This is a genomic window from Marinobacter sp. bablab_jr008 (assembly GCF_016464145.1).
GTDB classification, from domain to species: domain Bacteria; phylum Pseudomonadota; class Gammaproteobacteria; order Pseudomonadales; family Oleiphilaceae; genus Marinobacter; species Marinobacter nauticus.
This window is the reverse complement of record NZ_JACDWW010000037.1, coordinates 212032-234373: the sequence shown is the minus strand read 5'-3', so window position 1 is coordinate 234373 and position 22342 is coordinate 212032. Positions and strand designations below refer to the sequence as shown.

Annotated in this window: 21 protein-coding genes and 1 tRNA gene; 1 reads left to right on the top strand and 21 read right to left on the bottom strand. The window is 55.7% G+C overall.

The genetic code is table 11. The features are described from left to right. The 6 genes from rlmN to trmJ all read right to left on the bottom strand — a co-directional run bounded on the left by rlmN (position 1) and on the right by trmJ (position 5059). Positions 1-1110 carry a 23S rRNA (adenine(2503)-C(2))-methyltransferase RlmN gene (gene rlmN, locus JIF53_RS03195; protein ID WP_011784633.1) on the bottom strand — a complete coding sequence of 370 codons (1110 nt, stop codon included), beginning with the start codon at positions 1108-1110 and terminating at the stop codon, positions 1-3. A 64-nt stretch (positions 1111-1174) separates the two neighbouring features. After that, on the bottom strand, positions 1175-1603 hold the full coding sequence (ndk, locus tag JIF53_RS03190) for a nucleoside-diphosphate kinase (RefSeq protein ID WP_011784632.1): 429 nt from the start codon (positions 1601-1603) through the stop codon (positions 1175-1177). Positions 1604-1672: 69 nt separating this feature from the next. Next, the gene (locus JIF53_RS03185; protein ID WP_011784631.1) at positions 1673-2821 is read right to left on the bottom strand and encodes an IscS subfamily cysteine desulfurase; all 1149 of its coding nucleotides are present in this window, start codon (positions 2819-2821) and stop codon (positions 1673-1675) included. 20 nt (positions 2822-2841) lie between these two features. Continuing rightward, positions 2842-3339 (bottom strand): Fe-S cluster assembly transcriptional regulator IscR, encoded by a 498-nt coding sequence (gene iscR, locus JIF53_RS03180; protein WP_011784630.1) that lies wholly within the window; start codon positions 3337-3339, stop codon positions 2842-2844. Between the two features lie 78 nt (positions 3340-3417). Continuing rightward, complete coding sequence (gene cysE, locus JIF53_RS03175; protein ID WP_014421741.1) at positions 3418-4197, bottom strand: serine O-acetyltransferase; 780 nt, start codon at positions 4195-4197, stop codon at positions 3418-3420. Between the two features lie 4 nt (positions 4198-4201). Beyond that, entirely contained in the window at positions 4202-5059 is an 858-nt protein-coding gene (trmJ, locus tag JIF53_RS03170) for a tRNA (cytosine(32)/uridine(32)-2'-O)-methyltransferase TrmJ (RefSeq protein ID WP_199451814.1), read from the bottom strand. Between the two features lie 191 nt (positions 5060-5250). Between trmJ and JIF53_RS03165 the strand changes: the two genes are divergently transcribed. Further along, entirely contained in the window at positions 5251-6051 is an 801-nt protein-coding gene (locus tag JIF53_RS03165; protein WP_041654773.1) for an inositol monophosphatase family protein, read from the top strand. 76 nt (positions 6052-6127) lie between these two features. Here JIF53_RS03165 and secF read toward each other — a convergent pair whose 3' ends face one another. The 15 genes from secF to JIF53_RS03090 form a co-directional block, all read right to left on the bottom strand. After that, the gene (gene secF, locus JIF53_RS03160; RefSeq protein ID WP_011784626.1) at positions 6128-7078 is read right to left on the bottom strand and encodes a protein translocase subunit SecF; all 951 of its coding nucleotides are present in this window, start codon (positions 7076-7078) and stop codon (positions 6128-6130) included. Then, positions 7071-8945: a protein translocase subunit SecD gene (gene secD, locus JIF53_RS03155; RefSeq protein ID WP_014421744.1), complete on the bottom strand. Its 1875-nt coding sequence runs from the start codon at positions 8943-8945 to the stop codon at positions 7071-7073. Before secD ends, secF begins: the two co-directional genes overlap by 8 nt. A 92-nt stretch (positions 8946-9037) precedes the next feature. Further along, positions 9038-9400, bottom strand: coding sequence for a preprotein translocase subunit YajC (gene yajC, locus JIF53_RS03150; RefSeq protein ID WP_011784624.1), 363 nt, complete (start codon positions 9398-9400; stop codon positions 9038-9040). 41 nt (positions 9401-9441) lie between these two features. Then, a complete protein-coding gene (gene tgt, locus JIF53_RS03145) occupies positions 9442-10563 on the bottom strand; it encodes a tRNA guanosine(34) transglycosylase Tgt (protein ID WP_014421745.1) in 1122 nt (373 codons plus the stop codon). 14 nt (positions 10564-10577) lie between these two features. Beyond that, on the bottom strand, positions 10578-11678 hold the full coding sequence (gene queA, locus JIF53_RS03140; RefSeq protein WP_199451813.1) for a tRNA preQ1(34) S-adenosylmethionine ribosyltransferase-isomerase QueA: 1101 nt from the start codon (positions 11676-11678) through the stop codon (positions 10578-10580). A 41-nt stretch (positions 11679-11719) separates the two neighbouring features. Beyond that, positions 11720-11806, bottom strand: a tRNA-Leu gene (locus tag JIF53_RS03135). Between the two features lie 83 nt (positions 11807-11889). After that, positions 11890-13122, bottom strand: a complete 1233-nt coding sequence (gene flgL, locus JIF53_RS03130) for a flagellar hook-associated protein FlgL (RefSeq protein ID WP_183577910.1) — start codon at positions 13120-13122, stop codon at positions 11890-11892. Positions 13123-13138: 16 nt separating this feature from the next. After that, a complete protein-coding gene (gene flgK, locus JIF53_RS03125) occupies positions 13139-15205 on the bottom strand; it encodes a flagellar hook-associated protein FlgK (protein WP_183577907.1) in 2067 nt (688 codons plus the stop codon). Positions 15206-15211: 6 nt separating this feature from the next. Next, positions 15212-16198, bottom strand: coding sequence for a flagellar assembly peptidoglycan hydrolase FlgJ (flgJ, locus tag JIF53_RS03120; RefSeq protein WP_114434909.1), 987 nt, complete (start codon positions 16196-16198; stop codon positions 15212-15214). A gap of 8 nt (positions 16199-16206) precedes the next feature. Further along, entirely contained in the window at positions 16207-17301 is a 1095-nt protein-coding gene (locus JIF53_RS03115; RefSeq protein ID WP_153741115.1) for a flagellar basal body P-ring protein FlgI, read from the bottom strand. After that, complete coding sequence (gene flgH, locus JIF53_RS03110; RefSeq protein ID WP_113879653.1) at positions 17298-17999, bottom strand: flagellar basal body L-ring protein FlgH; 702 nt, start codon at positions 17997-17999, stop codon at positions 17298-17300. Before flgH ends, JIF53_RS03115 begins: the two co-directional genes overlap by 4 nt. Before the next feature lie 3 nt (positions 18000-18002). Beyond that, the gene (gene flgG / locus JIF53_RS03105) at positions 18003-18791 is read right to left on the bottom strand and encodes a flagellar basal-body rod protein FlgG (protein ID WP_023008194.1); all 789 of its coding nucleotides are present in this window, start codon (positions 18789-18791) and stop codon (positions 18003-18005) included. A gap of 81 nt (positions 18792-18872) precedes the next feature. Next, a complete protein-coding gene (locus JIF53_RS03100) occupies positions 18873-19625 on the bottom strand; it encodes a flagellar basal body rod protein FlgF (protein ID WP_022992505.1) in 753 nt (250 codons plus the stop codon). A gap of 76 nt (positions 19626-19701) precedes the next feature. Continuing rightward, entirely contained in the window at positions 19702-21627 is a 1926-nt protein-coding gene (locus JIF53_RS03095) for a flagellar hook protein FlgE (RefSeq protein ID WP_023008192.1), read from the bottom strand. Between the two features lie 28 nt (positions 21628-21655). Continuing rightward, positions 21656-22333, bottom strand: a complete 678-nt coding sequence (locus JIF53_RS03090; RefSeq protein WP_011784613.1) for a flagellar hook assembly protein FlgD — start codon at positions 22331-22333, stop codon at positions 21656-21658. Between the last annotated feature and the right edge of the window lie 9 nt (positions 22334-22342).

Sequence of the window (22342 nt, the reverse complement as noted above, 5' to 3'; positions counted from 1 at the left end):
TCAGGGGTTGACCTGTTGTACTGCGATATAACGCTGGCTTCTGCGCGTGCGGTCTTCAACCCGCCCTACCAACTGGCCGCAGGCAGCATCAATGTCGTCACCGCGGGTAGTCCGGATCGTCGTGACGTAACCGGCCTCGTTGAGTACGGTCTGGAATCTCCGGGTTGCGTTCATGCTTGGCCGGCGGAAATCACTTTCCGGGAACGGATTAAACGGAATCAGGTTGATCTTGCACGGTAGCCCTTTCAGCAAAACAACCAGCTCCCGGGCGTGTTCGGGTTGATCATTCACGCCTTCAATTACCGTGTACTCAATCGTGGCTTTGCGCTTGTCCGGCAGCCGTGAAAGGTAGCGCCGGGTCGCAGCCAGCAGTTCGGCAATCGGATATTTCTTGTTCAGAGGAACCAGCTGGTTCCTCAATTCATCATTAGGTGCATGGAGTGAGATGGCCAGTGAAACATCGGTAACTTCACCGAGACGATCCAGTGCGGGCACCACACCCGATGTACTGAGCGTTACCCGACGCTTTGAAATGCCGTAGGCCAGATCCTCCATCATGAGATTCATGGCATCGACCACGTTCTCAAAATTAAGCAGGGGCTCGCCCATCCCCATCATCACCACGTTGGTGATAGGCCGGTCATTGGGATCGAACGGCATGAACGCCCGTCGTGCAACCCACACCTGGCCAATGATCTCGGCGGCCGTCAGATTGCGGTTAAAACCACGCTTGCCGGTGGAGCAGAAGGTACAGTCGAGACTGCAACCGATTTGCGAGGACACGCAGAGGGTTCCACGCTCGCCATCCGGAATCAGGACGGTTTCAACGCTGTTGCCGTTATCCATGCGCATGACCCATTTCCGGGTACCGTCTTTTGATGTCTCATCATAGACGACCTCGGGGCCACGAATCTCGGCAACTTCCTTGAGCTGTTCGCGCAGCGACTTGCTCATATTGGTCATTTGATCGAAGTCATCAACACCACGCTGATGCATCCACTGGAGAACCTGCTGGGCACGGAAACGCTTTTCCCCCAGGGTTTCAAAAAACGCCTCCAGTTTTGCCTTGGGCATTCCCAGAAGATTGACTTTTTCGGCGGCGCCCGTCATCACATAACCTCGATCAGATAACCAATTCAGGGGCACCCTGCCGGGCACCCCTGAAACAACAACCTCAGCCGCGCGGGCAGATTTCGTTGTCGTTGAAGAAATAAGCCACTTCACGCTCAGCGGAGGCAGCAGAGTCAGAACCATGGACAGCGTTAGCGTCGATGGAGGAAGCAAAATCCGCACGAATTGTGCCAGCTTCCGCTTCTTTAGGGTTGGTAGCACCCATCAGCTCACGATTCTTCAGGATAGCGCCCTCGCCTTCCAGCACCTGAACCACAACCGGGCCAGAGGTCATAAATGCAACCAGATCATTAAAGAACGGGCGCTCTTTGTGCTCGGCGTAAAAGCCCTCAGCCTGCTCCTGAGTAAGGTGCATCATCTTGGCAGCAACGATTTTCAGGTCCGCCTTCTCGAAACGGCTGTAGATTTCGCCGATCACGTTCTTGGCGACTGCGTCGGGCTTGATAATGGAGAGCGTGCGCTCGTTTGCCATGGTATTTCTCCAGTTAGTTCAGGGTTGAAAATTCAGAGGTGGGATTATACGCAGTCAGGGTGCAACTGCCTACCGCACCGAGCGAAGTCGCTCCACAACTTCAACAATCTGGGAACAGGCAAATGCAACCTCCTCTTCGGTGGTGAACCTGCCAAAGGAGAACCTGAGCGCCCGGTGAGCCAGCTCATCGCTGACGCCTATTCCTCGCAATACATAAGAAGGCTCGACCGTTGCTGAAGCGCAGGCGGAGCCCGAGGACACCGCAAGGTTGCGAAGGCCGAGCATCAACGACTCGGCTTCAACACCCTCAAACGACAGATTGACAATACCTGGCACACGATGTTCCCGACTGCCATTAAAGTGAACTCCGTCAAGCCCCTCAAGCCCGTCCAGGAACGCCGCGCGCATCTGTTCCAGTTTACTTATTTCGGCATCAAGCCCGGTACGTGCCAGCTCGAAGGCCCGCCCCATGCCCACGATCTGATGCGTGGCCAGTGTGCCCGATCGCATGCCGCGCTCATGTCCGCCGCCATGCATCTGTGCTGCAATGCGAACCTCCGACGCTCGCCGGACATACAGCGCCCCTACGCCTTTCGGGCCATAAACCTTGTGAGCCGAAAGAGAGAGCAAATCCACCTCAAGATCCGCAACATCCACTGGCAGCTTGCCGGCGGCCTGGGCGGCATCAACATGAAACAGCACGCCACGCTTTCTCAAGCACCGGCCGATTGCGCGGATGTCGGTCAGCGACCCAAGCTCATTGTTGACCATCATCAGGCTGACCAGGGCCGTATTATCCCGAAGGGCGGATTCGACAGACTCAACGGACACCCTGCCATCAACTCCCGGTTCCAGCCAGGTAACCTCAATGCCCTGCTGCTCCAGCCACTTACAGGTATCAATGACAGCCTTGTGCTCAATGCGGGATGTCACGATATGGGGATTATCGCGTAGCTCCGCCACACCCTTGATGGCAAGATTGTCAGATTCCGTGGCTCCGGAAGTCCAGACAATCTCCCGGGGGTCTGCGTGGATCAGATCCGCCACCTGTCGACGAGCATTTTCAACGGCGGCTTCGGCCTGCCAGCCATAACCATGAGAGCGGGAAGCCGGATTGCCAAACACCCCATCCAGGGTCAGGTACTTCATCATGTCTTCAGCAACGGCGGGATCAACGGGCGTCGTCGCCGCATAGTCCAGATAGACGGGCTTTTTCATAGGCAAAAGAGGTCGGGTTATCAGGCCGTGGCCTGGTCAGTCAGTCTTTGGGTATTGATAGCGTCGGCACTTTCATCAGACTGCTTGCGGTTCTGACGATCAGCCACTTGCCGGATTTCGTGTTTGCGCATCAGATCCCCGAGACTGATTTCACTCAGGAATTGATGAATCTGGTCACTGAGATCAGACCAGAGATGGTGGGTGAGGCATTTCTCGCCGTTCTGGCAGTCACCTTTGTTACCGCAACGCGTAGTATCAAGGGACTCACTCACAGCGTCGACCACTTCGGCCACGAAAACCTCATCTGCGGAGCGGCTCAGGCGATAACCGCCACCGGGACCACGTACACTTACCACCAATTTCTGCCTGCGCAGTCGAGAGAACAGCTGCTCCAGGTAAGAAAGGGATATTTCCTGTCGGGCTGAAATATCCGCCAGACTCACCGGCCCCTGCCCTGCATGCAGCGCAAGATCCAGCATTGCCGTAACGGCATAGCGGCCTTTCGTGGTCAGTTTCATAACCTCAGCCCCAATGATGGGATTGAATCTCGATTCACTGGAGCGAGTATGAATTGACCAACTAAAACAGTCAAGTATTCAGCCACGCTCCCGCTCATCAGACTCATCGCGAACGCAGTCGAAATCCTCATCATGCAAGGGAGGCAGCTCGCCATTCTGATACTCGGCGTTCACCTTGCGAAGCGCCTTGCACATATTCTCAATCCGATCATCCACCGCATGCATGTGGTCCAGCAAAGCTCGGACGGACCTTGCGACCGGGTCCGGCATTTCCTCGGTTACGCCGTAGGCGTCGAAGCCCATACGCTCCTCCATCTCCTTGCGGCGCACGTCGTCTTCACCTTTACGCTTGACGATGACCCTGCCCGGGATGCCTACCACGGTTGCGCCAGGCGGAACCGCCTTAGTTACCACAGAGTTGGAGCCGATCTTCGCACCCTCACCCACTTCAAATGGCCCAAGAATCTTTGCGCCGGCACCCACTACCACACCATTACCGATGGTTGGATGCCGCTTGCCCTTGTTCCAGCTGGTGCCGCCAAGCGTCACGCCCTGGTAGAGCGTGACATCGTCTCCAATCACCGTGGTTTCACCAATCACCACACCCATGCCATGGTCGATAAAGAAGCGGCGACCAATGGTTGCGCCAGGATGAATCTCGATACCGGTAAACCATCTCGCCAGCGTAGAAATCGTCCGCGCCAGCCACTTCAGCCCCATGCTCCACAGCCAGTGGGAGAAGCGGTGAAACAACAGCGCGTGCAATCCCGGGTAGTTGGTCAACACTTCAAAGGTGTTCCTGGCCGCCGGATCCCGGTGAAATACGCTTTTTACATCTTCCCGTAAACGCTCAAACATGATGTTATTCCTGCCCCTCATCCACGGCGCCAGCCGCTGTCGTTTTCCTGCCCACCCCTTCGCGGGCACCGGCGGCCTTCTGAACCGATGTCAGAATACCCCGGAGAATATTGATTTCCATCTGGTCCAGCTTTGCCCGCTGAAACAACCGGCGCAACCGTGTCATCAACTGCCTGGGGTTCTCCCGGCGATGAAAATCCACATCCTGCAATACCTGTTCAAGGTGCCCGAAAAACCCCTCTACATCATTCACCGTTGCGGGCGGTACATCCCAGCCGCGATCCCCGGGTTGAACCATGGACTCAAGGTAGGGACTGCTTTCCACCTCTTCAAGCCCACGAAGATAATGCATCCTCAATTCATAACAAACCACCTGCACCGCCATTGCCAGATTCAGTGAGCTGTAGTCCGGGTTCGAGGGAATATGGATGTGATAATGGCAGCGCTGAAGCTCTTCATTGGACAACCCATTGCTCTCACGCCCGAACACCAGGGCGACTGGACCACGAGCACTGTTTTCCGCCGCGGTGACGGCAGCCTGGGGCGGGGAAATAACGGGCCAGGGGACCTTCCGCCCGCGTGCGCTGGTACCCATCACCAGGACACAGTCTGACAACGCCTCATCAAGACTGGAAACTACCTGAGCCCGATCCAGCACATCCGACGCCGATGAAGCCCGGGCATAGGAGGCTTCGTCCGGAAACGACTTTGGATTCACCAGCCAGAGATTTCCAAGCCCCATGTTTTTCATGGCGCGGGCGACGGCGCCGATATTGCCCGAGTGGGTAGTTTCCACCAGGACGATGCGAACCTGATCATTGTAGGTATCAGTGCTTTCCACCGGCAGCGCGGGCTTGTTCATGGTCATCGGGCCTGTTACTTCAAGAAAAGTGATAAAAGAGCGGCATGATACCAGAATTACCGGCCGACCTGCTCTCCGGAAATGCCGCAACCCCGTGGTATCCGTGCTTTTGCTAAGCCAAAAAACGTACAAGGCGGGGCAGTTTTTGCTATCATGGCCGGCCTTCACACACCCGGATAATGAACACTCAGATGCAACCAGCAATTAAAATGGCCCTGCGCGTTGCCCGCCAGGGATCTGACTACCTGAAAGCTCATTTCGAGCGCCAGGAGCCTAACGGTAAGGATGAGTCCGAACGCCACCGGCAACTGGAGCGAGTGGAGCAGTCCATTTACGACAACTTCACCGAACAACTGGAAAAGGCCTACAAGGATCATGTGATCGCGCCTCTGGGCGAGTCCGACGCCGGCAACCACGATAAAAGCTGGCACATATTCCCGGTTCTCGGCCGCGACAATTTTGTGCGAGGCATTCCCGAATTTGTTCTTGCCCTGGCCCAGAAAAAGAACAACCGCACCGAAAACCTGCTACTGGTTAACCCGATTACCGGCGAAGAGTACTCTGCCAGCCGAGGCCACGGCGCTGTCCTGAACAGCCGCCGCGTGCGCACGTCCGAAGTAAAAGTGCCCGCCAAGGCAGCACTGGCCACCAACCTCCTCGACCAGGCCCGCCAGGGCGATGACCCCATGATCTGGGGCGAGATGGCAGCCGTCCTGGCTCGCGACACCGCCATGTTCCGCACCTCGGGCTGCGTGACACTGGATATCGCGCGAGTGTCTGCTGGCCTGCTGGATGCGGCCGTGATCTTCCGACCACAGGCAGCAGATTTTGATCTGGGCGTAACACTGGCCATGGAGTCTGGCGCCCTGACCGGCGACTTCTCCGGCAACCCCGCGGTTGGAGCCGCCAGACAACTGGTCGTCGCCAATCCAAAGTTGTTCCGGGAACTGCTCAAAACGCTGCACCCCTTCCGGGGTCGACTGCCGCGTTAAGAAAGACAGGGCCACAAAAAAACCGCCACTCCTTACGGATGGCGGTTTTTTTTGTGGCCTGGAAAAGACCCGGAGCTTACATCCGGTTCAACCACTCCGGCGGCTGCTCCTCTTCTTCCTCACCGGTACCCTCTTTCGCGGGAACCATCAGATCTTCGCGGGTCACGCCCATCACCATCAACATATTCGCGGACACGTAGATGGACGAATAGGTACCGACAACAACACCGATAATCAGGGCAAGCGCAAAGTTATTGATCGCTTCGCCACCCAGGAAATACAGCGCCAGCAATACAACCAGCGTGGTACCAGAAGTATTAATGGTTCGGGTAATGGTCTCGTGGATCGACTGGTTGATAATGTCCCAGGCCTCACCTACGCGCATTTTTCTGAAATTCTCCCGAATCCGGTCAGCAACAACGATGGTATCGTTCAGGGAATACCCGATAACCGCCAGCAACGCCGCCAGCACCGTCAGGTCGAAGGTCCACTGAAACAGCGCGAACACCCCCAGCACAATGATGACGTCGTGCGCCAGAGGAATCACCGAGGCGATACCAAACTTGAACTGGAAGCGCATACCCACGTAGATCAGTACCACCGCGAGGGCGATCAGCAGCCCCAGCCCACTGTCTTCTTTGAGCTCTTCGCCCACCTGAGAACCGACAAATTCAGAGCTGACCAACTCAAGGTCAGCTCCGTCCGCCGCCAGCACGCCGGCCACTTCCAGCGCCAGTTCGTCATTCCCGGCCTCTGCCATCCGGATCAGTACCGTAGTATCGGCTCCGAAATTCTGAACCGCAAACTGCTCGTACCCCGCCTCGGTAAGGGTGTTTCTGATTCCGTCCAGGCTAGGAGCTTCAGCGTATTCGAGCTCCACCGAGGTTCCCCCGGTAAAGTCCATACCCAGATTCAGGCCACGCACCCCCAACAGCGCAATGGAGACCACCACCAAAACAATAGAAAGTACGGAAGCTATCTTCCGCAAGCCCATGAAATCAAACGGCTGCTTTTCCATATCAGGCATTTTCAAGCTTCCCCCCGATGGACAATTTCTCGACCCTGCGACCGCCATAAACCAGATTCACTATGCCGCGGCTCACCATCAGGCCCGAGAACATGGAAGTGAGAATACCGATACACAGGGTAACTGCGAAGCCCTTCACCGGTCCGGAGCCCATGGCAAACAGAATGACGGCAACCAGAAGGGTTGTGATATTGGCATCGAAAATCGACACAAAGGCGCGACCATAACCGGCATTAATGGCGCTTTGTGGCGGCACACCCGCCTTCAGCTCTTCCTTGATACGTTCAAAGATCAGAACGTTCGCATCAACGGCCATACCCACCGTAAGAACGATACCCGCGATACCCGGCAACGTCAGCGTGGCAGATAGGATTGACATGCATGCAACCAGCAACATCAGGTTAAGCGTCAGCGCAACATTGGCCACCAATCCGAAGCCGCGGTAGAACACCAGCATGTAAAGCAACACCAGCCCGAAGCCGAGCATCACCGACATCATCCCGGCATCGATATTCTTCTGCCCCAGGCTTGGCCCGATGGTGCGCTCCTGCACAAAGTACATGGGCGCAGCCAGAGCACCGGCCCTCAGCAGCAGTGCGAGCTCAGCCGCTTCGGGGATGGAATCCAGACCAGTAATCCGGAAGCTGCTCCCCAGCGCTGACTGCACTGTCGCCAGGCTGATAATGCCTTTTTCCACGACCCGGTTTTCAGTTTCAACGATTTCTCCGTTAACTTCCCGGGTCTCGGTTTCGGTGCGGTATTCAATGAACAACACTGCCATACGGCGGCCGATGCTATTGCGAGTCGCCCGATTCATCAGGTCACCACCAACGGAGTCCATGGTGATATTGACCTGCGGCTGGCCATTCTCATCGAACGCCTGCTGGGCATTGGCAACGTTGTTACCAGTGGCAATCACATCCCGCTCAAGACGAGCGGTACGCTGTGGATTATCCCGGAAAGGAAACTGTTCGGTCTCGGCGGACGGCGCATCCTGCCGAGCTTCCATCCGGAATTCCAGGTTAGCCGTCGCGCCAAGTACACGCTTGGCCTGAGCGGTATCCTGTACACCTGGCAGCTCTACAATAATGCGGTCTGCCCCCTGACGCTGAACCAGCGGCTCGGCCACGCCCAGTTCATTCACCCGGTTGCGGATGGTGGTCAGGTTCTGTTCAAGAGCGTATTCCTGGATGTTCCGAACTTCTGCTTCGGACAGTGTCAGCGTCAGCAGAAACTCTTCACCTTCTGTTGTCTCATCCAACAGGAACTCGTTGTACTGATCGCGAACCAGCTCAAACGCCTCGCTACGTGCAGCTTCGTCACGGAAGCTCAGTACAATGCGGGCCTGATCCTCAATGTCGCCACCGCGGTAGCGGATGCGCTCTTCCCTCAGCTCTCGCTTGATCTGACCAGACAACGCTTCCAGACGCTGATTCAAAGCCGTTTCCATATCCACCTCCAACAGGAAGTGAACACCACCACGTAAATCTAGCCCCAGTTTCATTGGGCCTGCTCCAAGGCTACGCAGCCAGCCCGGCGTTGACGGCGCCATATTCAGGGCCACCAGGTATTCGTTGCCAAGAGCCGCCTGAACAGCGGGGCGTGCCCGCAGCTGGTCATCGGAGCTGGTGAGGCGGATCAGCGCGTCACGCTCTTCCAGCAGGCTTGATTTTACTTCGATACCTTCCTGCTCAAGCTTGGCAAGGGCGCGATCAAGCACTCGCTGCTCAACTTCAGTGCTGCCACGGGCGCCGGTGATCTGGATAGCGTAATCGTCAGGGAAAAAGTTCGGTAAGGCGTAGATAAAACCAATCACCAGTGCAAACACGATGACCAGGTTTTTCCAGAGAGGATACTTGTTCAGCATGAGAATCCTTCGAGCCGGCAGACGTGCCGGTCTTGGTGTTTCAGCCAGTCAGAAAATGAACAGGCGCATCTTGGATGCGCCTGGAAACCAGCTCAGATGTCCTTGAGAGTGCCTTTCGGCAGAGCCGCAGCAACGGCAACTTTCTGAACCTTCATTTCAACGTTATCTGCAACTTCCAGAACAATGAAGTCGTCGGTCACTTTGGTAATCTTGCCAGCAACGCCGCCAGAGGTAACCACTTCATCACCCTTGTTAAGGCCGGACATCAGCGCCTTGTGCTCTTTTGCACGCTTGGACTGCGGACGCCAGATCAGGAAATAGAAAATCAGGATGAAGCCGGCGAAGAAGATGATCTGACCCATAACGCTCATTCCCTGGGCACCCGCTTCCTGAGCCGAGGCCAGAGCAGGCATCAGAGACAGCAGGCCAGCGATGAGCAATTTGACTGATTTCATTCAGGTTCTCCGTTTATTGACAGATTTAAAGCAAAATTTGTTCAGGAATCGCCCAGAGGCGGAACGGTTTCGCCCCGTAAGGCATAGAATTCGCTTACAAAGTCCGACAATGTACCTGCTTCAATGGCCCCACGCAATCCACTCATCAGGTTCTGATAGAACCTCAGGTTATGAATGGTATTGAGCTGCGAACCGAGCATTTCTCCGCACTTATCAAGATGATGCAGGTAGCTCTTGGAAAAATGCTTACAGGTATAGCAGTCACAACGCTCGTCCAGCGGTCCGGTGTCGTGACGGTTTTTGGCATTGCGGATTTTGACAATACCGGTGGAGGTAAACAGATAGCCATTGCGTGCATTACGGGTTGGCATCACACAGTCGAACATATCGACACCGCGGCGCACCGCCTCAACGATATCCTCAGGGCGACCAACGCCCATCAGGTAGCGTGGCTTGTCTTCCGGCATCTTTGGCGGCAGATGATCCAGGATCCGGATCATGTCTTCTTTCGGCTCGCCCACCGACAGGCCGCCAATGGCATAGCCATCGAAACCAATCTTTTCCAGGCCCTCCAGGGACTGATCCCGGAGCGACTCATACATGCCGCCCTGCACGATGCCAAACAGCGCCGCCGGATTGCCCTCATGGGCCCTCTTACTGCGCTCGGCCCAGCGCAGCGAGAGCTCCATGGACTCTTTCGCCTGCTTTTCCGTTGCCGGGTACGGCGTGCATTCGTCGAAAATCATCACGATGTCAGAGCCCAGATCACGCTGAACCTGAATCGCGATTTCCGGTGACAGCTCGACTTTGGAGCCATCAACCGGAGACCGGAAAGTCACACCCTGCTCGGTAATCTTGCGCATCTCGCCCAGGCTGAAAACCTGGAAACCGCCGGAATCCGTCAGAATTGGCCCCTGCCACTGGGTGAAGTCGTGCAGATCGCCGTGGGCTTTCACCACCTCTGTGCCGGGGCGCAACATCAGGTGAAATGTATTGCCCAGAATAATATGTGCACCGATTTCCTCGATGTCCCGGGGCAGCATTCCCTTAACAGTGCCATAGGTGCCAACCGGCATGAATGCCGGAGTCTCCACCACACCTCGGGGAAAGGTCAGTCGGCCACGACGGGCCTTGCCATCTTCTCCGAGTTTCTCGAAGGACATAAAACAGGATTCACTCACTGTGATTCTCCACGGGATTCGGTTTGATGTGGCTCGGCGGAATCCGTTCCCAGCATCATGCCCCGGCTGGGCTCCTGCGCGGTAAGAAACATGGCGTCGCCGTAGCTGAAAAACCGGTACTTTTGCTCCACCGCCTCGCGATAGGCTGACATGATGTTGTTATAGCCTGCAAACGCGCTGACCAGCATGATCAGTGTGGACTCCGGCAAATGGAAATTAGTGATCATGGCGTCCACGGTCTGGAAACGGTAGCCAGGGTAGATGAATATATCCGTGTCGCCCCGGAACTCCTGCAAACGCCCTGCCCGGCTGGCCGACTCCAGGGAGCGGACGGAAGTGGTACCCACGGCAACGACCCGGCCACCCCGAGCGCGGGCTTCATTAACGGCCTTTACCGTCTCTTCCGGCACATGGGCGATTTCACTGTGCATGACATGATCTTCGATCTTGTCGACCCGTACCGGCTGAAAGGTGCCAGCGCCAACATGCAACGTAACGTATGCAAACTCAATGCCCTTCGCTTTCAGGGCAGAAAGCACGACATCATCAAAATGTAGCCCGGCAGTGGGTGCGGCCACGGCGCCCGCCTCCTTGGCATATACGGTCTGATAGCGCTCACGATCCGACTGCTCATCTTCCCGCTCCATATAAGGCGGCAAAGGCATGTGACCGATACGCTCCAGCACATCCAGAAACGCCTCATCGCCTTCATAGACGAAATGAAAGAGCGCATCTTTCCGCGCCAGCATTCGCAGTGCGGCTCCATCTTCCAGCAATAGTCGCTGGCCTTCCCTGGGAGATTTGGAAGAACGGGTATGGGCGAGCAATTCCTTTTCACCCAGTAAACGCTCAACCAGTATTTCCACTTTGCCACCGGTTTCCTTCTGGCCAAACAGTCGGGCCGGAATAACACGGGTATTGTTGAATACCAGTAGGTCCCCGGGCTGGAGCAGGTCCGGAAGGTCAGTAAACTTCAGATGAGTGGTCTGGCCGGAAAGGCCGTCAAGACTGAGCAGGCGTGAGGCACTGCGTTCTTTAAGCGGATAACGGGCGATAAGCTCGTCCGGCAGATCAAAATGAAAATCGGAGACGTTCATGGGCCGGGCTATTCACGATGCCGCAGGTTGCGGCCTATAAGTGGTAGCGGCGGGCGGACTCGAACCGCCACGGGTTTTACCCCAACGGATTTTGAATCCGTCGTGTCTACCAATTTCACCACGCCGCCATCGGAGAGTGGGAGGGATTATACTGAGCCAGAGCCCGAAAGCAACCAGCCGGCAGGCAAAAATCACCCGCCGGCACAGTGAATTAGAGTCGATCGAACAGGGACAGCTGAGAAACCTGCGCAAACGACTGCTGAGCGGCCTGCAATACGAAGCTCTGGAAACTGAGGTTGCTGATGGCCTCGGCGTAGTCGACATCCTGTAGCTGGGAACGAATCTCTTTGGTGTAGAGTTCCGAATCCTCAAGAAACGCGGTGGTGGACTCCACTGCGTTGAGCCGGCCACCAAGCTCGGTTTGCTTCAGAATGATCGACTCCTGGGCGTTATCGAGATTGACCAGGGTTTCAGCGATCAGCGCATCGTACTCGGCACTGCTCTTGGGCGTTGTTTTGGAAATTCCGTCCAGGCCGGCAATCAGGTTCTCGATGGTGCCGAATACAGACTGTTTATCGTTCACGCCCAATGTAAACGTATCGCCATCCTGCGCATCGTTGATTGTTAATTTCACCCCTGCAACCTGAAACTCGTCACCAACCAGGGCGCCCACTGGCTCAACGGCCAAAGGATAGGTGGTTCCACCTCGGGTATAGGAGGCTGATATTTCCAGGTCGCCCGCTCCATTGGCGGTGACGGCGATATCAAAATCGTCAGGCACCCTGGGGCTGAAAGCGTCTGCCATATCCTTGGGTGCAACAAACTCGAGATCGGATATATATCCATCCACAGAGGTTGATCCTTTAGCGAAAACCCCTTTGGCTACGTCTACGAAGATGCCTTTACCGTGATCGCTGATGGGAACGGTCACACCGTCATCAATTTCCAGAACCCGCTGCCCTTCGTCTCCCTGGTAAACCCATTTGCCATCGTCATTCTGGGCAAAGGCGGGAGTGCTGCCCTGGAAGCCACTGAAGATATACTCTCCTGACGCATCCCGGGTATTGGCAATATTGGCGAGCTGACCCAGACGCTCCTTGAGTTCGGCAGAGATGGACTGCCGATCATTGGCAGACAGAGAACCATTACCGGCCTGAACTGTCAGCTCCCTCACCCTCTGGATAATGTCCACGGCGCTGGCCAGGGTGCTTTCTTCCTGCTTCAGCCGGTTATCGGCAAGATTGGCATTCCGACCATAGGTTTCCGAACGCTGAAGCTCCTGGTCAAGCTTCAGAATGCGAGCGGCCGCCACCGGATCATCCGACGGTTTGTTCACTTTCTTACCGGTCGATAGCTGCTGCTGCGTATCAATCAGGTTGCTGTTGATGTCCTGCAGACGATTAATGCCGCCGGAGAAAATCTGTTGTGATGATATTCTGATCATGTGACATCACCTCGCCTTAACGGAAGCTCTGCAGCAATGTGTTAAAAAGATCCTGCGCCACAGACATAACCTGGGCCGATGCGTTGTACGCAGCCTGGTACTGAATCAGCTTGCCAGCCTCTTCGTCCAGATTGACGCCCGAGACCGATTCTCGCTGATTGGTGGACTGCTCCAGCAGCGTTGCGCCGGCATCTTTATCCAACTGGCTCTGGCGGGTTTTCACCCCGATATCCTCGACCAGGCCGGCATAGCCCTCAGTAAAGTTCTGGGAACCGCCATTAAGGGTATTCTTGGTACCAAGGGCCGCCATCAGCTCGGCGTTCCGGTTATCAGAAACGCCGTTGCGGTTGAAGTCGATGGTGAATACATCACCGTCTGCGGGCTCACCGGTTATCTCGAAAACGAAACCCCGATACTGACCATTGGATTCGTCTTCCGGACGAGTACTGAAAATCTGATTGATCTTCTGGGGATCATAGACATCCGGTGTTCCATCCCCATCGTTGTCCACCGCGGCACTGGTAAACAGTACGCCGCTATCGTTGGCAACGTCATAGGTAATATTGCCCGCACCATCATTACTGAAGGTTACGGTAATCGGACCATCTGCAAACTGACCGGAATTCTGGAAGTCATCCAGCAAAGCACCGGTATTGGGATTACGGACATTAAGCATGTTGCCCTGGTTGATCGTGCCGGTGCCCAGATTGCCATCATCGGAACTCGCACGAACGGGGCTGGCAAAAGCAAGATCCTCCTCCCGCCGAATGTTCAATTGCATGTTTTCGGCAGCATTGCGACTGGGCTGAATCAGGTACTTGTCACCTGCATTGAATTCGCCACCTTCAACACGAATGTTAAAGCCCGGCATGTTGATTTCAGACTGCACCGGGTCTGGAAGCCGGCCCTGTTTGACCGTGTCGCCCGAGATGGTATCGATCAACTCGTAGCTGCGCCCATCACCACTGAACTGCAGCTCCCAGGTACCCGCCGGCAACTGGGAACTGTCGGTAATCTCAACGGCCAGTTGGCCGGTGGTGGTGCGGTCGTTATTGCCGTTCGGCACCACCCGGCTGCGTTGTACGGCGAGGCTGTTCACATCGCTGAAGAAGTTACCGCCGAGATCGCCTTCGAGGTCCATCCCGATCTCATGCTGATGGTTTATGGCCGAGGAGATGGCAATCGCCAGCCGGCCGAGCTCATCGAAGGCGGGCTTCAGGGCCATTTCATCAAAGGCACGCAAGCCACCCAGTTTTCCGCCCTGAATCTGTTCATCCACCAGCAGGGTGCGCCCACCACTGGAGAGCGTAAATTCCAGCCGCGTGGGATCTTCCGCACTGCTTCGGGTCGCAAATTCTGCGGCATTGGCGCCGGTAACCAAAGCCAGACCGTTAGACAGGGACACATTCACCTGGCTGCCTTCAACTTCCGTTACCCGAATGCTCACCAGCTCAGACAACTGGCGCAACTTCTCGTCCCGCTTATCCATCAGCTCCAGGGGCTCCTTGCCCTGGGCCAGGCCCGGAGATTCAGAAATAGCCAGGTTCAGTTCAGCGATACTCTTCAGCAGAGTATTGGCATCTTTCACGCCCTGCTGCATCTGGGTTTTTACCGATTCGCGCTGCTGGATGAACTCCTGGTTCAAGCCCTGAAAGCGATTCACCAGTTGCTGGGCTTCGCTCAGCACCAGCTGGCGTTGTGGTAACGACGTAGGGTCTTCCGCGGCATTCTGCATAGCCGAGAAAAAGTTGTTCAGAGCTTTGTTCAAACCGGTGTCTTCGCCGCCTAACAGGTTATCCAGCCGCGTGAGTTCGGCGTTGAAAGCATTCTGCTCGCCAAACAGTGTGCTGTCCTCACGTAACTGCTGACTCAGATAGGCATCTGCCAGCCGGCGGATATTAGCGACGGATACGCCACTGCCGATGGTCCCTGCACCTGTACGCCGCCCTTCCTGGGTCTCGAACTGGACCTCCTGGCGGCTGTAACCCGGAGTGTTTGCGTTGGTTATGTTATTTGCAGTGGTGTTGAGCGCCGCCTGGTGCCCCAATACCCCACTCAGACCAATACCGATCAAGCCCGCCATGATCTGTTACTCCTTTACTCTGCCACTGCCCATAGACAGTGTCATCAGAGAATCACGATTCATGATCCGACGGATCTTGGCTCCGTATTCCGGATCGGTTGCATAACCCGCTTCCTGCAGTTTCTCGGCAAATACTTCTGGCTGATCTGCCGATGACAGAACATCGCGGTAACGGGGATTGTTTTGCAGGAAGTCAACGTAGTCCCGGAAGCTGGCTTCATAGTCCGGATAGGCCCGGAAATCTGCCCGTTCCTTCATCGCCACGCCACCCCGGAATTCGGTAGTGGTAATGCTCACAGCGTCACCGCTCCAACGACTGTCTGCCTTGATGCCAAACAGGTTGAAACTCGGCTGCGAACCATCGCCTTTGATCATGTGTTTGCCCCAACCGGTTTCGAGCGCCGCCTGGGCAATCATCAGGCGCGGATCAATGCCGGTCTCCTTTCCGATCTGCTCTGCGAACGGCATCAGCTGCTCAACAAAATGCTCTGGCGACTCAAATACCTCCGGCAGCTTGCCGGGTTTCTGCGCTGGCTCTGCTTTTACCTTCGCAGCTACATCCGCCACCTCTGCCATTCGCTCCGGCAACTCTCTGGAAATCGCCGGCATACTGCGGTCGTAGTCGGTAATGGCACCCTTGTGACCCGCCAGTTTCTCTCCATCCTCATCGAGCCCCGGAATCTGTTGACTCAGTTGCCGGACCAGCGCTTCCGCCAGCCCGGTACCGGTACCACCGGCCATACTCAAGCTGATCTGGCTGTCGAACATATCCCGGTACATCTGGCTTTCATTGCTGTTCAGGTAGTTTCCCTCGGCAAATACCTCACCTGCCTTGCGCATGGATTTGAGCATCTCTGACAGGAACAGGCTCTCGAACTGCTTCGCAACCTGCTCCAGTGCAGCCTGCTTGTCAGTTCGAGCCTGGGTCTTCAGCGCATTCAGACCACTGAAATCGGTGTAGACCTGGGCTTGCTGTAATCTTGGATCCTGCATGGCGATACCTAGATCACAATCAATTCGGCACGAAGCGCGCCAGCCTGTTTGAGTGCTTCAAGCACCGCCATCACATCGCCTGGCGCCGCCCCTACCTGGTTTACAGCCTGAACAATTTCGTTAAGCGTGGTTGCCGGGCCGAACTGGAACATCCGTGCCGGGTCTTCCGTCACAGCGATCTGGGTATTCTGCTGAACGGCTGTATCACCCTGAGCCAGAGGATTGGGCTGCACCACCTCGGGGTTTTCCTGAATAGTCACGGTCAGGTTGCCATGGGTAATGGCAGCCGGGCTTACTTTTACATTCTGGCCGACCACGATGGTACCGGTGCGGCTATTGATCACCACTCTTGCGGCTTCCTGAGCCGGATCGACCTCAATGTTCTCCAGAATGGACAGAAAACTGACTCTCTGTGATGGGTCCCTGGGTGCCCGCACCGATATAGAAGTGGCATCGTGTGCATAAGCCATGTCCGGGCCCAGACGACCATTAATCGCCTCAACCACACGGCGGGCCGTGGTAAAGTCGGAACGCAGCAGATTGAAGGTGATGGTATCGCCCCGGTTGAACGGCGATTCCACCTCTCGCTCAATGGTAGCGCCGTTGGGAATTCTGCCGACGCTGGGTACGTTCACGGTAATCCGGGAACCATCCTGGCCCTGGGCGCCAAAACCGCCCACCACCAGGCTGCCCTGCGCCATGGCATAAACCTGACCGTCTGCGCCTTTCAACGGTGTCATCAACAAGGTTCCACCACGCAGGCTATCGGCATTTCCGATGGATGAAACCGTGATGTCCAGCTCCTGCCCGGCCTTGGCAAAGGCCGGCAAAGTCGCGCTTACGGTTACGGCCGCCACATTGGCCAGTTTCGGGTTCACACCATCCGGCAAGGTTATTCCGAACTGGTTCATCATGTTGCGGAAGGTCTGGTTGGTAAACGGCGCTTTGTCGCCGGTACCGTCAAGACCGACCACCAGGCCATAACCAATCAACTGGTTATTGCGCACACCTTTCACCTTGGCCAGGTCTTTCAGGCGGTCAGCCATCACCGGCGCCACACACAGGGCCGTAAGGGCAAAAACAGCAATCAGTTTGCGGATCATAGCGGCCACCACTCACTGTTAAAGAAGCGAGCCAGCCAGCCCATCTGGTTGGCCTGGTCAAAATCACCGGTACCGCCGTAGGCAAACCGGGCATCTGCAACACGATTGGAGGCGACGGTATTATCCGGCTGGATATCCTGTGGCCGAACCAGACCGGTCAACCGGATGTATTCATCCCCATTGGTGAGAGACAACCACTTCTCGCCGCGGACACGAAGCACACCATTAGGCAGAACCTCGGTGACCGTTACGGTAATACTGCCAGCCAGGCTGTTGCTCTGGTCAGCTTCGGCGGAGCCTTCAAAGTCCCGCTCAAAATTGGCAGAAGCGTTCAGGCCGATATTTGTCTTTCCAAAGATGCTCGGTTCCGGAATGCTCAGTTCCTGATCCTTGGTAATGGAGGTTTCAGCGTTCTTGCTGGCGCTGGTGGATTCCTGCAGCAATACCGTGAGCACGTCACCCACGTTGAGTGCCTTGGTATCGCCGTACAGATTGTAATTCCTGGACACCTGATAAATTGCCCCGGAATCCGGGTCGCGCTGCATCATCGATTGAGCACGAACCGGAGCGTAGGCCGGATCGTCCGGCATAGCCCGGGGGCGAGACATGGCGGTGCATCCCTGCAGCACAATCAGCACACCCACCAGTGCCAGGGTGGCCAGCCGTTCAGTGTGTAAACTGCGTTGAATGCGTTTCATGGCTTAACCGATATTGTTGGTGATGAACTGAAGCATCTGGTCTGTGGTCGAAACCACCTTGGAGTTCATTTCATAGGCACGCTGGGTCGTAATCATGTTCACCAGCTCTTCCACCACCTCTACGTTGGAGGATTCAATGGTGCCCTGTTCAATGGACCCGAGACCTGCAAGTCCGGCTTCACCTTCAGCCGGATCACCACTGGCATTGGTCTGCTTGAACAGATTATTACCGATGGCCTGCAAGCCCTGCGGGTTGATGAAGTCCACCAGGGTGATCTGGCCGAGGTTGACGGGCGCAGCCTGGTCATCGGTAATAGCGGTGACCGTCCCATCTTTGCCAATGGTGATATTGGTGGCGTTCTCCGGCACATTGATATTCGGCTGAAGCGGAAAGCCATCCGGTGTGACCACATCGCCGTCAGAGTTCAGCTGAAACTGGCCATCCCGGGTATAGGCGATCTGTCCGTCCGGCATCTGAATCTGAAAGAATCCCCGGCCATTCACCGCCATATCCAGAGGCTGTTCAGTGATCTGCAGGTTGCCCTGGCTGAATTGCTTGGCAGTGCCAACAATCCGGACCCCGGTCCCGAGCTGCAGGCCAGAGGGCAACTGCGTGTTCTCAGTGCTCTGCCCGCCGGGCTGACGGTTTATCTGATACAGCAGATCCTGGAACACCGCCCGATCCCGCTTGAAGCCGGTGGTGTTCACATTGGCCAGGTTGTTGGAAATGGTGGACATGTTGGTGTCCTGCGCGCTCAACCCGGTTTTACTGACCCAAAGTGCTGGATGCATGGTTTTACTCCTTGCCCGTCGGTGGCCGATGCGGCGATCTTTTGCCGCTCTCCGCCAACCGATGGCGTTTGATCATCGTTATCAGAGGTTCTGCAACAGTCGTGCCGTAGCCTCGGAATTTTCATTGGCGGTCGACATCACCTTTACCTGCATCTCGTATTGGCGAGATAACTGCAGATTGGAGATCATTTCCTCCACCGCATTCACGTTTGAACTTTCGAGAAAACCGGTGGCGACACGCATGGCTGCATCCGGTGGCTCTGGACCATCCAGAGCCTGATCCGGCTTGCGTCGAATGAACCCATCCAGACCTTTCTCAAGTGCATCTACCGGTGGGTTGACAAGCTTCAGTCGGTCAACTTCCACTAGCTGATCCGGCGGCCCACCTACCGGCACAATGGAGATGGTGCCGTCCGAGCCAACCTGAAGATTGTCAAAAGGAGGAAGAGCCACCGGCCCACCGTTCCCCAGAACCAGCTCGCCACTCGCCAGCCGCACAAGTCCGTTCACGTCGACCTGTAAGCTACCGGTACGGGTGAATACCTCTTCGCCCAGATTGTTTTGAACGGCGAGCCAACCACCGCCGTCTACCGCCACATCCAGCTTACGGCCGGTCTCCATTAAAGCGCCGGGCGAGAGATCAGTGCCGGGCCGCTCGGTCATGGCGTAGGCGCGGGTGGGATGGTGCTCACCGAACACGGGCATACTGCGGGCCTGGGCAAAATCCTTCTTGAACCCGGTGGTATTGACGTTAGCCAGGTTGTTGGCATGGGCACGCTGGGCCAGCATGTTCTGCTTGGCGCCAGACATTCCAATATAGAGGGCTTTGTCCATGGGCAAACTCCTGCCGGAATTTTGACTGTTTCCGGTCTTCCTGCAGGAGTCATGCCATGTTCGCTAGGGCGCGAAATTATCGGAGGTTGATGATGGTCTGGGTGACCGCATCGGAGGTTTCAATGGTTTTGGCGTTAGCCTGGTAGTTGCGCTGGGCAATGATCAGGTTCACCAGCTCTGCCGAGAGATCCACGTTGGAGTCCTCTACGGAGCTGGCCTTGATGGAACCGAGCGTACCGGTATCCGGAGCACCAATTATCGCCTGGCCAGATTCGAAAGTCTCCACCCAGGTCGTGTCACCTACCGGCGACAGCCCATCAGTATTGTTGAACGCAGCTAGAGCAACCTGCCCCAATGACTTGGACTGGCCATTGGTGTAGCGCGCGAAGATCACGCCCTGATCAGACACATCCAAGCCGGACAGCCGTCCTGTAGTATAGCCATTTTGCTGTTGATCATTCACACCGAATGCCGCGCCGTACTGAGTCGCATCACCCAGGCTAAGGACAAAAGCAGACGAGGTCGCAGGCTCAGGAATTGGACTAACGACACTGGTGGGGTCTGAAGGAGGACCGTCGGCCCCATTTGGATCACCATTGGAGTCCTTGGGCACCCAATCTGTAACAATGATCTCACCATTCGGATCACCGTTTACAGATTGCAGAACACCGTCCTGATCAAACAATGCTGTATATGGCTGTTGATCCGTGCCCGCTACAAGCTCACCATCAATCTGGATATAAATCGACCACTGGCTCTGACCGACCCCATTTCCCGGAGAAGGGTCTTTGACGTAAAACTGTGTCATCTCGTGAGGGTTGCCAAGACTATCGTAAATAGTAGTCGATGTGGCGTGATTGTACGTGCGCTGATCGATAGGATTGAAAGAGTTCGTGGTTTCCAGGGTTCGATCCAACCAAGTGTTGGCATAAAGCGCATCACCTCCGGGAACCACATTGGCAACTGTGCGATCCGCCTGCGGCCTGACGGTCCCCAACTCCGTATTAGGCCCAACAGACGTAGAATTATTACTGTATGCATACGTTAGTGTATTGCCGCTATTGTCAACAACCTGCAACTCTCCGTTGTCATCAAGAGAGGCGAATAAGCTCCTGGCGCTGGGGCTAGCGTTAATTGCATTAATCAATCCGTCTACATCGTTAACGCCACCGAGATCCACGAACACCTCTGAACCATCGATCTGCAGTGTGAAATCGAAGTTACCACTTTGAATAAAGGCATCGTCTATCTGACCCAAATTTAACTCTGTAGTAGCAGAGGCACTTAACCCGGTCTCATCATTAATGGCTGCAGCTACATCTTTTGCAGACAGTCCAGAGGGAATATTGATTGTGCGGTCGGCAGAACCATCATTATAGGAGACCGTAAATGTACCCGTAGGGAATGCTGTAACTGGTGGATTATTAGGGTCGAGGTTAAAGCCATTATTGGTGTAGGCTGGACCCGCTATCTCACCCATAACCGACACTTGTCGCTCTAAAACCGACTCTCGTGAATCTAAATTGACATCTGTCTCCAGCAAGGTGGTTCGCTTGGGAGCCAGATTATCAGTTTCAATTTGTAGGTCACCACGGATACCAGACAAGTTGCCATCACCGTCAGCGACGTAGCCCTGAACCCGCATATTCTGGTTATTAACAACATAACCTTCTTTATCAATCCCGAACTGGCCAGCCCGGGAATAGCGGATTTCACCGCCGTTATTCAGAATAAAGAAGCCATCACCACTGATAGCCATATCCAGGCCGTTATCGGTGAAGCTGATATTGCCCTGACCGAATGACTGCTTTACGTCCTGCACCCGCACGCCGTCGCCAATCGGATTGGTACCGGCACTCAGGAAACCACTGGCGTACAAATCACCGAACTGTACCTTGCTACTTTTGAAGCCGACGGTACTGGCGTTGGCGATGTTGTTACCGGTGACATCCAGATCCACCGAAGCGGCGCGCAGACCACTCAAACCTGTGTTAAATGCCATGACTTATACCTCCTGGTCTGACACCGGATCAGTTGATTTGTTTGACTTCAGACAGCGGAATGGAGCCCATTCCGGCCAGATTCAGAGTAATGGAACCACCCTGCCCCAACGACACACTGTCGACATTGGCGCTCACCATGGTCGCCAACTGCTCCGATCCGGAGGGATAGGAGCCCTGCGCCACAATCGAGTAGGGGCCGGGCGGCAAAGGATTGCCGTTGCCGTCTTGCCCATCCCACTGGAACGACACCACACCAGCCTGGCTGCTGCCCATATCAATCTGGCGAACTAACTCACCGCTTTGATTCATGACCGACAGTCGCAGCCCACCCGTGGAAGCCGGCACCTGAATGGTGCCAGTTATCTCGCCTTCGCTACCCAGAATGCCCACACTGGAGGGTGCCAGAACGGTTTTGCCTACCATCGCCGAGGCCTGCAAGGCCTGGCTGGACCGGAACTGACCAACCACATCGTCGACACTGCCCGACAGATTCTGCATTTCTTCCAGTGAACTGAACTGGGCCAACTGGGCGATAAAATCGCCGTTGTCCTGCGGCTCCAGTGGGTTCTGATTCTTGAGCTGCGCCAGCATCAGCTCCATAAACGCGTCTTTACCCAGCTCGTTGCCACCAGGGGTCTTGCCCTCCTGGTTCAGTTGGTACTGGCTCAGCACGTCTGAGGCGGCTGCGGAATTCACTGCACTCATGGCTTAATC